The sequence below is a fragment of the Sphingomonas taxi genome (genome assembly GCF_000764535.1).
Lineage (GTDB): Bacteria > Pseudomonadota > Alphaproteobacteria > Sphingomonadales > Sphingomonadaceae > Sphingomonas > Sphingomonas taxi.
In genome coordinates this window covers 268,242-281,500 of the sequence record NZ_CP009571.1, presented here as the reverse complement: position 1 = coordinate 281,500, position 13,259 = coordinate 268,242, and the positions used below count along the sequence as shown (strand labels likewise).

The 13,259-nt window shown below is 63.0% G+C and carries 8 protein-coding genes; all 8 read right to left on the bottom strand.

Features of this window, described 5'->3' with window-relative positions:
- Nucleotides 1-77: 77 nt before the first annotated feature.
- Nucleotides 78-2,636 carry a TonB-dependent receptor domain-containing protein gene (locus tag MC45_RS01230; RefSeq protein ID WP_038658564.1) on the bottom strand — a complete coding sequence of 853 codons (2,559 nt, stop codon included), beginning with the start codon at nt 2,634-2,636 and terminating at the stop codon, nt 78-80.
- Nucleotides 2,637-2,747: 111 nt separating this feature from the next.
- The gene (locus tag MC45_RS01225; RefSeq protein WP_038658561.1) at nt 2,748-4,265 is read right to left on the bottom strand and encodes a tryptophan halogenase family protein; all 1,518 of its coding nucleotides are present in this window, start codon (nt 4,263-4,265) and stop codon (nt 2,748-2,750) included.
- A gap of 282 nt (nt 4,266-4,547) precedes the next feature.
- Nucleotides 4,548-6,104, bottom strand: a complete 1,557-nt coding sequence (locus MC45_RS01220) for a family 43 glycosylhydrolase (RefSeq protein ID WP_081974274.1) — start codon at nt 6,102-6,104, stop codon at nt 4,548-4,550.
- 1,009 nt (nt 6,105-7,113) lie between these two features.
- On the bottom strand, nt 7,114-7,362 hold the full coding sequence (locus MC45_RS01215) for a hypothetical protein (RefSeq protein WP_179944554.1): 249 nt from the start codon (nt 7,360-7,362) through the stop codon (nt 7,114-7,116).
- Entirely contained in the window at nt 7,337-7,714 is a 378-nt protein-coding gene (locus MC45_RS18755; protein ID WP_218916689.1) for a PepSY domain-containing protein, read from the bottom strand. The genes MC45_RS01215 and MC45_RS18755 overlap by 26 nt, the downstream gene beginning before the upstream one ends.
- Before the next feature lie 44 nt (nt 7,715-7,758).
- Complete coding sequence (locus MC45_RS01210) at nt 7,759-9,972, bottom strand: TonB-dependent receptor (protein ID WP_052075455.1); 2,214 nt, start codon at nt 9,970-9,972, stop codon at nt 7,759-7,761.
- Between the two features lie 83 nt (nt 9,973-10,055).
- Nucleotides 10,056-10,457: a DUF2946 family protein gene (locus tag MC45_RS01205; protein ID WP_038658556.1), complete on the bottom strand. Its 402-nt coding sequence runs from the start codon at nt 10,455-10,457 to the stop codon at nt 10,056-10,058.
- 90 nt (nt 10,458-10,547) lie between these two features.
- Nucleotides 10,548-13,193: a TonB-dependent receptor plug domain-containing protein gene (locus MC45_RS01200; protein WP_218916687.1), complete on the bottom strand. Its 2,646-nt coding sequence runs from the start codon at nt 13,191-13,193 to the stop codon at nt 10,548-10,550.
- Nucleotides 13,194-13,259 lie beyond the last annotated feature (66 nt).

The following is a 13,259-nucleotide window of genomic DNA, read 5'->3' as shown; positions in this document are numbered from 1 at the left end:
TGGCCAGCACTAACCCGGCGACAATCCAAACAAAAGGACGGAGCACGGCGTTGCCGCACTCCGTCCACCGGGGAGGATCAGAAGCGGTAACGGACCGAGCCCGTGACCGTACGGCCATAAAGAGCGGTATTGCTGAATACGGCGCTGGAGGAGGACAGGATCGGGCTGAGGCTGCCGCCACCACGGAAGCCGAGCTTGTCGAACAGGTTGTTGACGTTGAGGCCCAATTCGACGCGCTCGACCGGGCGTACCGTCACGAAGCCGTTGACGAAGGTCGACCCCTTGATCGTGTAGAGGTTGAAATCGTCCGACTTGGTGCTGGTCTGACCATTCACGCTAACGCCGAAGGCCACGATCCCGGCGTCGTACGATGGCGAAACGACGAAGAGGAATTCGGGAAGCCCGCCCGGACGATTGCCGACCAGCGCGGCCGTGCCGCTGCTGGTGATCTTGGAATTCGAATAGGTCGCATCCGCGGCAAGGTGGAAGTTGCCCGCGGTGACCCGGCTGGTAAATTCGATACCGTAAGACCGATAGCCGTTCGAGATGTTCGGATCGTTGTTCGGGGCCGGCAGGCTGATGCGGGTGAAGTCGTAATTGTTTTCGGTCAGCGTGGAGTGGAAGCCGGTGATCTCAACCGAATAGGATCCACCGAACACTCCGCCACGCTGCTTCAGCCCGATTTCCTGCTGATTGAGGAAATTGACGGACGTCGATTGGCCTTGCGCGTTCAGTGATCCGTCGGCGTTGAAATTGCCGGACAGTACCCGGCGATCGGCGTTGAAGCGGCCGCCGCGGCTGGCGCGCGCGAACACGCTGGTGCTGGTATCGAAGGCGTAGAGCGCGCCCAGCGACCAGCTGACATAATGGTCCGTGTAGTCGATGTTCTCGACCGTGTTGCTCAGCACCAGCGACGGGATCAGCGCCGATCCCAGCGCATCGGCGACACGCGTCGTCGGCCCGGCGACGCCACCCTGCGCTGTGCCCTCGCCATGTACACTGTCATAGCGGACGCTGGCATCGAGGTTCAGTCCGCCGAGCTCGTAACCGACCTGCAGGAACGGCGCGGTGTCGGTATAGGTCAGGTCGACGCGCCGCGCGCAGCAGCTGCCCCAATTGTCGTTGAACCCCGCCTGGCCCGCGGCAGTCAGCTGCGTACCGGTGGTCGAGAACAGGTCGAGCGGCGCGGCGTTCTCGCCGTTCAACTCGCTGTACTGGCGGTTGACGTGCCAGTCCTGCACGATGTTTTGCTTCATCAGGAACACGCCGGTCGTCACCGTCGCCTTGCCCGGCCCAGCATCGAACTTCCCGTTCAACGTCAGGTTGTTGACGAAGTTGTTCATGTTCTTCATCAACGTATTGATGTTCGGATTGGTGTTGACGTAGGTGCCGGTATAGACCTGTCCGACGTTCGGACCCGCGGCATAGCGAAGCGAGCCCACCGTGCTGCCGTTCACGGTCGAACCGATCACGCCGCCCGCGCCTGTGCGGGTCGCGACGTTGATGAACTGGGTGGTGAAATTGCCGTTGATCCACTGATAGCGGATGCTGTCGTCGATCGTGATATTGTCGGTCAGGTCGTAGTGGATTTGCGCGCCGATGCCGGTGACGCGCGGGTGGATGCCCTGTACCTCGGCATTCTTCACGCCGCCGCCATCGTAATCGAGATACTGGAAGCTGCGGTTGTAGATGGAATAGGACGAACCATCGCGACCGTCGAAGGTCGGCAGCGGTGAGAATCCGGTGATCTTCGTGCCGCTATAGGTTGCGAGCGACGGCGTCGTGGTGTTGGTCGGTGCCTGTTCGTCGAGCCGCTTGAAGTTCAGCCGGATGAAGCCGCGATTGTCGGCAAAGTCCTTGGTGAGGTTCGCCTTGATCTGGTAACCCCGAAGAATGTTGAAATTCTCGTTGGTCAGGCCGCCGCCGTTGCGGGCATAGCCACCGACATGGAAGCGCGTCGTATCGTCGATGGGAGCGCCGTAATCGAAGTCGACGCGATGTTCGCGATAACCGAGGCCGTTGCTGTACGCGACCTGGCCGCCGGCCTTGTCGCCGGTCTTGCTGAGGTAGTTGACGACGGCGCCCGGCGCCTGACTGGAGAAGGTCGAGGCGGAGCCGCCACGGACGGCCTCGACGCGCTGGACGTTCTGGTCGAAGCGCAGCCAGTAATCGTTGTTACCGAAGTTCATGTCACCGAACAGCACGACGGGCAGGCCGTCCTCCTGCAAGGCGACATATTCGGAACCACCGGTCGACACCGGGATGCCGCGTACGCCGATATTGGCATTGCCGCCCGGACCGGCGGTATCCGAAGGCTGCAAGCCCGGGATGTTGCGGAGCACTTCGGCTTCGGAGCGCGGCGTAAAGTTCTGGATCGCTTCCTGGCTGATCTGCGATACCGAGATCGAGCTGCGAAACCGCGAGCGTTCGCCGCTGGTCGCGGTGACGACGATGTCGTCGCTCTGCAGGCCCGCGTCAGGGATATCGCCCGCCTGGGTCACGGTGTCCGCACCGGTGGCGACGGGATTGGCGGTGGAGTTGGTCGCCTGAGGATCGGCGGTCTGCCCTGCAAAAGCAGGAGACGCCGCCAGCATCGCAATCGGCGACGTGCAGGCCAGCAGAACCTTCATCTTCATGGCAATCCCTCCTCGTACGCCCCGCTCCGGGGGCTATGGGATCGCACATACCAGCTTCACAATCGTTTGCAACACATTGTGCAATGGATTGCAGCATGCTTGCATCACATTTTATGCCATCGACCGGGTAAGACGCTGGAGGTAGCTCTCATGGGTCGGCATCGACCGTGCCATCGTCGCCATTGCTTCCGACAGGCGACCGATAAACGTGGTGCTTGCCGCCGCGGCTTTGGAACTGTCCAGCAGAGGGTCGGAACCAAGGGGATGGTTCAATTGGCCGATGTGGACGGCCAGCCAACTCGCGGGGCCGAATAGATCCATATCTCGAGCGATGAGACGGCCGCCCTGGCGGAAATGAGCAATCTTCAATGCCAGCGTATCGGGTATCGTCATCGCGGCGCAGTCCCTCCACAGCGGCGCATCGTCACGCGACGTCAGCTTGTAATGCAGGATCAGGAAATCACGGATCCGCTCATATTCGGTGATAGCCACGCGATTGTACTCGTCGATCAGTAGCGGACTGAAATCTCGTGTTGGAAAATAGGCGAGCAGTTTGGCGATACCGGTTTGAATGAGGTGTATGCTCGTAGACTCAAGCGGCTCCATGAAGCCGCTTGCCAGTCCGATCGCTATCACGTTCCTGTTCCAGAACGTGCGACGGCGGCCGGTGGTGAAACGCAGCAGGCGGGGCTCGGACAGCGCCTCTCCGTCGAGGTTCGCCATGAGCGTCGCCGTGGCTTCGTCGTCGGAGATATGGCGGCTGCAATAGACATAGCCATTGCCGGTTCGATGTTGGAGCGGGATACGCCATTGCCATCCGGCCGCGCGTGCGGTGGATCGTGTATAGGGCGTCATACCGTCACCCCCGGTGGCACATGGCACGGCCACCGCACGGTCGCACGGCAGCCAATGTGCCCAGTCCTCGTAACCTGTGGCCAGCGCCCCTTCGATCAGCAGACCTCGAAAGCCCGAGCAATCGACGAAGAAATCCGCATCGATCCGCCGCCCGTCCCGTAAACCGACGTGCGCGACATGGCCGGTTTCCCCGTGCAGCGCGACGTCGCCGACCCGGCCCTCCACGCGACTGACGCCACGTGCTTCGGCATAGCGGCGCAGGAAAGCGGCGTAGAGGCCGGCATCGAAATGATAAGCGTAATCGAACGTCGAGGCGACGCTGCGCGGGTCCGTCATCGGCGCGGCGAACCGCCCCCGGCTGGCGGCGGCCCAAGCCATCGACAGATCATCGAGCGGGATCGTGGATCCCGCCGCGCGTGCCGCCAGCCAGTGCTGATGCACCGCGACCAGATCGAACGGTTTGCCGAACGTACCGAAGGGGTGGAAATAACGATGTCCCAGCTTGGCCCAATCAACGAACTCGATGCCGAGCTTGAAACTACCTTTGGTCTCGCGAAGGAAGTCCGCCTCCGCGATGCCAAGCGTGTCATTGAACAGCCTGATCGGCGGGATCGTCGCCTCGCCTACGCCGACGGTCCCGATCTCATCGGACTCGACAAGAGTGATTTGGCACCGCTCGCCAAGGGCATGCGACAATGCCGCGGCGGTCATCCATCCGGCCGTACCACCCCCGACGATCAGAACGGAACGAATTGCAGCATTCGTATCATCCACGCCGCTTACCCCTTCGGTATCCCCTCGTGCGCATTCCGATGCCCATCGAGCCTCATCCATAGACGTCAAAAATTTCTCTGCAATCGAATGCGAAGGGGGGCGAATTGCAGACTGGAGGGGTCGAGCGGCGAACAGCACTCCCGTGCGCTGCTTCAGGCCGTCACCGCAGCAACACCCGCCGGGCGTTCGAAAAGATGGCAGGGTCCGACATCGCCCAACCTACCATTCGAAGATCGCCATGGACGCATCGGGTACCGGAGTATCAGGGACGAAGGTCGATCCTTACGCCAACGCAGCCGAATAGCGGAAGTCGCGAAGGCGCACCTCGCCTTTACCGGCCGCATATATACCGATCCGCAAACTGAGGAAGCTGCCGAACACATTGTGGTGGAACCCCGAGACCTCCATGCGCGTGTCGTGCCGCGTCCAGTTTCGCCCTTCATCGGTAGAGTAGGATTGCGTAACGACATGCTCGTCATTGCGTAGACGAAGGCGCAGCGTCCGCGTCTTATGCGGTTTGCGTGCCCAGCGAAGCTCATCCGAATATTCGAAGAGCTTGAGCGTGTCGGCGGTGAACCCCATCCCGACGTACGCTTTGTGGTTGTAGAACAACAATAGCCCCGCTTCCGCGTCTCCGATGAGATCGAGGGAAACCTCCGCTTCATAGGAGCGGTCGCCCACGATGCAGGTCAGCGGCGATGAATCGCCAGGCGACGCCCCCGTCGCGCGGATGAGGAGACCGTTGGGCTCGTATCGGACGCGACCAGCCTCGCCTGCGGCCGGCTCGTGGAAGCTCCATTGTACGCCCATGCGATCACGCGAAAAATCGTCGGTCAGTGCCGGCGCGGAAGGGCCACCCTGCCCCTTCAACGGCTTGGGCATGGGGTGCGACAAGTCGCCGCCTTTTGCCCTGAACCAGCCGTCTGCGGTCCACTCGATCGGCGCGAGCAAGGTCTGACGACCGAGCGTCCTGAACCCGTTCTCGTAACCGTGATAGACCATCCACCAGTCACCACCCGGCCCTTCTACCAGCGTGGCGTGGCCGCGCGACCACCATGGTTCGTCCGTCGAGGTGGTACGCACCAGCGGGTTATGGGGGCAGTGTTCCCACGGTCCGTTCACGGAGCGGGATCGGGCCGCGATGACCATATGCCCCGTCGCCGGACCGGCGGTGCCACCAACAGCGGTAACGAGATAGAACCAGCCATTCCGTCGCAGCAGCTTGGGCCCTTCGGGTGCGAAGTTTTCCGTCACCCAGTCATCCGGATAGTGCCATGGCGCATAAGCGGCTTCGAGGACGCCATCCGTCGCCAGGCCATCGGCGCGCAGCCTGATCCGCTTCACGCCATTGGTAAAAAGGTAGCGCCGGCCGTCTTCGCCGACAATGTGCCCCGGATCGATCTGCCCCATTATACCAAGGTCAATGGGCTTGCTCCACGGCCCGCGGATGTCGTCGGCCCAGATCACGAAGATCGACCAGCCCTTCCCCATGGGATCGGCGGGAATGTAAATGAAGTAGCGGCCATCGTGCTTCACCAGATCCACCGCCCAGATCACGCCGAGATTGTCGTGCAACGCCGGGCCGATCGGCGCCCAATTCACCAGGTCGGTCGAGTGCCAGATGACCAAGGCAGGATAGGAATAGAAAGACGAAAACGTCATGTAGTAATCATCGCCATCCTTCAGGATGGTGGGATCGGGATGGTCGCCTGCCACGATCGGATTGCGGAACATGCCATTGCCGAGGTCGGCCTTGCGTTGTCCGTCAGACCCGACGCCCCAACGCTTGCCGCTCTCGGCTGCTGCCGCGTATGCAGGATCACTGGGGATCGCAGACATAGCAGGCACCAGCGGACCAGCTAGCGCTGCCTTCAACAGGCTACGTCGAGGAAAAGTCAAAGCCGGTCTCCGAGACTGTTTCTTCTTGGCGAGGTAACGTCAGGTTGCGATCACTTCGCCCAGCACGGCGCCACTGGAGACAGCTTTTGCACAGATAGACGGATCTGACGATTGCACCTGGATGGATTTGAGAGCGAACCGCATTTGACGCATCCGAAATCTTTACGGCGTCAGGTCCGATACCGCAGCGCTTCCAGCACCAGGCTGAAGGCCGGTGAAGGCTGTCGGCGGCTGCCCACCTCGAATTGCTGGCGCGAACTGCGCGCATATTGATCGATCGCGCTTCTCAACGGACGCGCTTCCAATGGCGGGTTTCGGGATGCCCCCGAATCCAACTGGATGACCGAGGAGGGGCGTCAAGCTGTCGACCAAGTGAGCCTGAACGAAGGGCTGCCTATGCCAACGGAACTCCCGAAAGCGGTCGGACCGTTCTCCACCAACGGGAGGCGTTTAAACCCCCTGCCCCGCCGCCTGAACGAGTGGCTGCTTACCTGCGACCGCCTCCCGAAAGCGGACAGGCGGCTTTCCACCAAGTCGCGACATCGACGACCGGCAAGCGGATGCTGGAAAAAAGCTAGGCCTAACCGGCTCTTGCGAGCACGATCGTGCGGCGAAGAGTTTGATCTATGTAGCCGGAAACAAGCGCCGACCTGCTGGCGGAGGTAGCGCGCCACACCATGCGCAATTGCTAGGTACATAGCGGGGTGTCAGGAAGCCTAGGAGCGCCAGAACCGCAAGCAGCGGCAGTCCGAAAATCCTAGTGAAAAATGACATCTTACTCATCGCTCGATGGGTACAAGCACAAGCTTGGCGATCGCTTAACTCAAACCCTAGCGATACGGAGCAGAAGGAGAGAGTCGAGACGATGGTCGAGGATGTCGCGACCATCGTCGAGCGCCACGGCGTGCACATGCTCTCGCACTACGCCTCGAAGTGGCAATCGGAAGCATCAGATCGCTACGGGTTGCGGATCCACGCTGGCAAAACCGTACGACCGGTAGTGGCTCGTCACGGCACGGCCCAAGACGGCGATTTCGGTATAGCCTTCGGGCGTGCCGAGGAACGCGCCGCGCCAGTCTGCGCCGGCGACGGCACCCGTGGTGATGAACGATATGCCATTCAGCTCGATCCGTTCAGAGACTTGGCTGTGCGCCTGGAGCACGGCGAGGACGTCATAATCGCGCAGGATGCGCAGCACCTCGCGGCCGTTGACGACGAAGGTCCAATTGTGTGGCGTATCGAGCCAGGATTCGGGCTCGTAGCATTGCATTGCGGTGACCAGCGAAGCGCGCCGGAATGGTGCCGCCCTCGCCCGTCACTTCGACCGTCCATTTGCCGGCCGGATCGTGCCAGCGGGCGCGCCCGGTCGCCAGCGCTCGATACCAAATGGGCGAGGCCAGGTCCGGTGCAGGACCGGCCTGCCCGGTCTGGACGGCAGGATGAAGTGCGGCATCGATGCCGGTGTAGAACACCAGCGCCGACCCGGTGAGGCCCAGCACTTCGAACAGCAGCCCCAGGCTCAGCCCCAGCCAGAGGTGGACGCGGCGCACGAGGATGCGCGCATGTGATGCTGCCGATCGGCGGCGCGCGGTCGTCAGAACCGCGTCGCCAGCGCTACCTCGAACGATCGTGGCGCGCCGATATAGACGTTGGTGGTCGGATAGCCGGAATATTCGCCATAGAAGGCGTCTGTCAGGTTCCGGCCGCGCAGCATCAGGGTCGCCTGGCGGCTGACCGGGAACGACAGGCTGGCATCCAGGACGGTATGCCCGGCGACCCGGATGGTGTTGGCGGTGTCGGTGTAGAAGGCGCTGGCGTGCCGCAGGAAGCCACCCACCGTCACCTTGTCGGCGACCGTGTAAAGCGCCGAGGCGTTGACCGTGGTCGAGGGAACATTGATCGGGCGGTTGCCGCTACGATCGATCCGGACGCCACTCACCAGTTCGGACAGCTCGTCATATTGCGCGTCGGTGTAGGACACGCCGCCCGACAGGCGCAGCGCCTTCACAGGGGTAACGACGCCGGACAGTTCGACACCTTGCGAGGATTGCCGCCCGCCTTGGACGGCCAGCGCCGGGTTGGTCGGATCGCGCGTCAGGATGTCCTTCTGTTCGATCCGGTAAGCCGCGCCGGTGACGCTCGCCCGGCCGCCCCATGCACTCGCCTTGAACCCGGCCTCGTAGGCGCGGCCCTTGGTCAGCCGGAACCGGCTGTTCGCGATCGAGGCCAGCAGGGTCGAGGACACCGGCGATACCGCGGTCGTATATTGCGCGTAGAGCGTCAGGCCCGGTGTCACGTCCCAGGTCGAGCCTGCCCGCCAAGACACAGGGTTGAAGGTCGGGCTGTTGCGGTCGATCGCGCCGCCCACATTTTGGATCGTCGCCCGGTCCAGCTCCAAATGGTCCCAGCGCACCCCGCCGACCAGCAGCCATTTGGGCGTCAGGTTCAGCGCATCCTCTGCAAAGACGGAGGTCTGCTTCAGCTTGGAGTCGAAGGTGACATTGCCGGCAGTGAAGATCGCCGTTCCAGTGGGCAGCGGCACCATGGCCGGGTTGCGGACATTCACTGCCGGGAGGGCCGAGGTGGCGGCCGTCTGGCGCAGGCTGACGAAATCGGTGTCATTATGTTCGATGCCGAGGCTGGAGCGGTTGCGCAGGCCCGCGATCCGGCTGTCATCGCCGATCACCCCGCGCGCGTTCCAGAATTGGTGATCGTGCCGGAAATCCTGATAGGTCTGGCGGAAGCTGCCATTCGGGAATGCCCCGGTGGGCGCAACGAAGGTCTGGCTGTCGGCGAGCAGAAACGCACGCTTCGCGGTGTAACCGGTCAGGTCGAGCGCGAAAGTCCACCCGCTGCCGATCGCCCAGTCGAGCCGCGCGCGCACCGTCGTCTCGTCGGCACCGGAATAGGCGCCTTGGGGATTGTAGTTGCGGCGACGCAGCGCGCGATCGGCGACCAGGCCGATCGCGCTTGTCACAGCGTCGGTCGGGCGCAACGCATATTGACCGGGGATCAGGGGCAGACCCTGATAGGTGGCGTCGTAGCGATCCTCGAAGTGATCGACCGCGACGAGCAGCGAGAGGCGATCACTCGCTTTCCATAGCGCGCTGGCTGTCAGCCCGGCCGAGAAGGTATCGTTGTTATCGACGTCGTAGAGACTGTCCGATCGCTCGTAACTGGCATCCGCCCGCACCGCGAGTTCGGACGATATCGCCAGGTTGACCCCGCCGGCTGCGAACACCGTGTCGAAACTCCCGACCGACAGCAGCGTATCGAGGTGGCGTTCGCCCAGCACCGGCTTGCGCGTCAGCTTGTTGATGACCCCGGCCAGCGCGCCCTCGCCATAGAGAACCGAGGCCGGTCCTTTCAGCACCTCGACCCGATCATAGTGCCAGTTGTTGCTGTCGCGTTGGACAACGGTCGATGCCGACACCCGCACGCCGTCCTGAAGGATCGATACGGTGTTGCCGGCGAAACCGCGTAAGGAGACGACGGCGGGGTTGCCCGGCACGTTACCGGCGATCGCCCCCACCACGTCGTTGAACGTCTCGCGCGCGGTGCGCAGGCCGCGAACCTGGAGATCGTCCTGCGTCAGCACCTCGACGCTCGCCGGCGTCTCGCGGATCGACAGTCCGAGCCGGCTGCCCGCCTGCGCCTGATCGTCCAGTTTCAGCGGATCGCGCTGGCCGGTGACGACGATCGTCACATCGGTGCGGTCATCGGCGGTGTCGCGGATTTGTGCCGCGGCCGGGACGGCCAGCAGCAGGCAGGGCGCAGCCGCGCCCGCCAGAAGATGTGTTCGGATCATGGTAATACCTTTGACCGGCCTGACGCCGGGGGCGCGGGCCGCAGTTCATGGTCGCGCCGGATGAAGCGGTGCGGGATGACAGGTCAAAGGTAGGCCGGTGGTCCTCGCAGCGGAGGCCGTAGATAGGTCGGACGTGAGAATACCCGCGGGACGGTCGCGATCAGGCCGAGGGCAAGGATGAAGACGATCAGTGCCGCGAGCTGGACGGGATCGATCGACCCCAGCATCGCGGCCGACAGGCCCGAGAAGGCGCAAGGCATCTCCGCCTTGCTATGATCCTTCGACTTGCCGTGGCCGGTCATGGCACCGTGCATCCCCGGCATGGCCATCGTCATCGTGCGCGGCGCGGTGCCCGAACAGATGGTGATGGTCATACGGCCATGATCGCTGTCGATCATATAACCGGTGGGGACCAGCAGCTTCAGCAGCAGCGTCGCCGCGCAAAGCAGCACGGCAAGCTGGCGTTGCGCGAGGAGATGCCGCATGGTCTGCACGGAGAGCGACCTACCGTTGCCGGCAGGTCGTGTCACTTGGACATTCCGCCCTGCTTCCACCACCGTATGGGCCGATGAATCCTAGAAGCTTACGCCTGCTCGCACGAAGACGGTTCGGCCATTGAAGCCGAACGGCGAAATCGCGTTATACGGTTGCGTACCCGCATTGTCGGCGCCGTTCGTACCGGCTGTGACGCTCGCGACCGTCGAGGCGATGTTCTCGTCCGGGTAGACATCAAACAGGTTCTGCGCGCCGGCACTTAGGCGCAACGCACGCGTCGCCTGCCACGACAGTTCCACATCGGTCAGCACCTTGGCCCCGAATTCCTGAATGATGTCGATGTTGGCCGGATTGGCCGCTGCCGCGACCCGCCTCGTCTGATAGCCCGGCGTCAGAATGTCAGCACGCGTAATCGTCACGTTTGTCAGCGCCACCGTCGCCACTTCGCCGTAGCGGGTGTTGGTGAGCGATAGCGTCACCAGCCCTCGCGTGTAGTTAAGATCCAGCGTCACCTTGGTGCGCGGCAGACTGTCTGAGAATCGCAGCTGTTGCGTCAGGTCGAACAACGGCGTCGTGATCCCGAGCGCGGCGAGCGGCGCAGGCGTACCGGCGATCCGGTCGAACTCTGTCTTGGTATAATTTCCCGCCAACGTGCCGGTGAACAGGCTGCCATCGTCAAAGCGGTGGCGCGCGTTGACCACGAGATCGATGCCCTTGGTGTCGGTGTCGACCGCGTTGGTGATGTACGAAATCGCGCTGAAGTTGCCGGCGCCGCGACTGACAAGGAAGTTGGTCAGGCGCGTATCCTGGAAGGTCGAGGAAATCGCGATGCGATCGCGGAGCTTGATCTGATAGGCGTCCAAAGTCGCGGTTATCCCGCGGCTCTCGAACACCAGCCCTGCTGAAAGGTTGTCCGACCGCTCGGGCCGGAGATCGGTCGCACCAACCAGACGGGCGGCAGGGCTGTTCACGGCCGCGACCCGCACAATCGCCTGTGCACCGTTCAGGATCAGGGTGTTCGAGGCATTATAGCCTTGCTGCGCCAGCGCGGGCGCGCGGAACGCCGTGTTATAGGAGCCGCGCATCGCAAGGCCGCCGAACAGCGCCAGCCGACCAGCGACCTTGTAGTTGGTGGTGTCGCCGAAATCCGAATAGCTTTCATATCGCACCGCGCCTTCGAGGAGCAGCCGGTTGAACAGGGTTTTCTCGAGTTCGCCATAAACTGCCCAGCTTCGTCGCCCGATGCTGGCACGATCGTCAGGGCCGGCGCTTGGTCCGGGTTGGGCGCCGATCGGTCCTATCGCGCCTGCCGCAGGCCCATCGATGATGCGCACTCCGCCGTCACGGAAACCGTCGATGTCGCCCGAGAAGAGGCGATAGGTCTCCTCGCGATATTCTGTTCCCACGGCGACGTTGAGCGGAGCGTCGTCGCCCAGCGGAATGGCGCGGGTCAGATCCAGGTTACTGGTCCACTGATAGAAATCTGAACCGAGCCGGTAAAAGCGGCGCGGCGAAGCCGTGCCCAGCGTCACGTTGACGCTGTTGTCGTAGAAAAGGTCCTGCGTATTGACGCCGTAACTGCTCGACAGGTCCCACCCGAACCCGGCAAGCTCGGTGCCGCGAATGCCGGCCGCCACCGAAAAATTCTCTAACTGAGAGTCCAGCACCGGCCGATATCCATCAGGGTCGAACGCGCGCAGCGTTTCGTTCTGCCCGGCGCGGCGGAAGAAATACTCGATATCCCCGTCGAGGCGGCTGTAGCCGCCGAAGCTGTACACCTCGACGTTCGGTGCGGCTGTCGTGACGAAGTTGACGAACACCTGTTTGTTGGTGCTCGGCTGGTCGCCGAACCGGAACACGTTGCGGTCGATCGTCGCTTCGCGCGGATCGAGCGTGCCGTTGCCGGGCGTCAGCCCAGTGCCGGAGCCGTAGTTGCCGGAGATCGCAACCGGCCGACCGGCCGCATTGGTACCGAAATACTGCTGGCGGGTGTCGGGGCGGGAGCGGTTTGTGCCTTCGGCCTTCTGGATCGACGCGGTCAGCCGAAAGGCGCCGCCGTCTCCGACGCGAATACCCGACGAAACGCTCGCCTCACCATAGGCGCCGTCGCCTGCCGTGGTGATGCCGCCCGTGACCTGCGCGCGCGTGCCCACCGACCGGTCGAGGATGAGATTGATAACGCCCGAGATCGCATCGGAGCCGTATTGCGCCGACGCACCGTCGCGAAGCACCTCCGCGCGGTCGAGCGCAAAGGAGGGAATCGCGTTGAAATCGACCGACACGTCGCCGCGACCGACCCCGTTCGAGGCGTTCAGATCGGACGAGGTGTGCCGTCGCTTCCCGTTCACCAGCACGAGCACCTCACCTGGACCCAAGCCGCGCAGCGATGGTGGTTGCAGATAATCGCCGACCCCTGACCCGAGCGGACGCGGCGTGTTGAAGCTTGGCACCTCGACCTTGAGCTGCTGGATCAGGTCGACGCGCCCGCTCTGCTGAAGCTGCTCACGGCTGATCGCGTCCACCGGTGTTGCGGAACCGGTCGCGGTGCGCCCGCCGAAGCGGCTGCCGGTCACGATTATTTCGTTCTCCGTCGTATCGGTTGGCTCGGTTGGCTCGGTCGGCTCTGTATCGGCCGTCTCCGCCGGCGTCGTCTGCGCCATCGCCGGTGCGGCCGTAAGCGCCGCGATCATTGCGGTCGCGGCGAGCCGCGGAACCGTGCGTGTCACTTGTATTCCCCTTCCGAACCCTAAGGCTGCATGTCCGCAACCGATGGTTTCTATCAATGATATGTT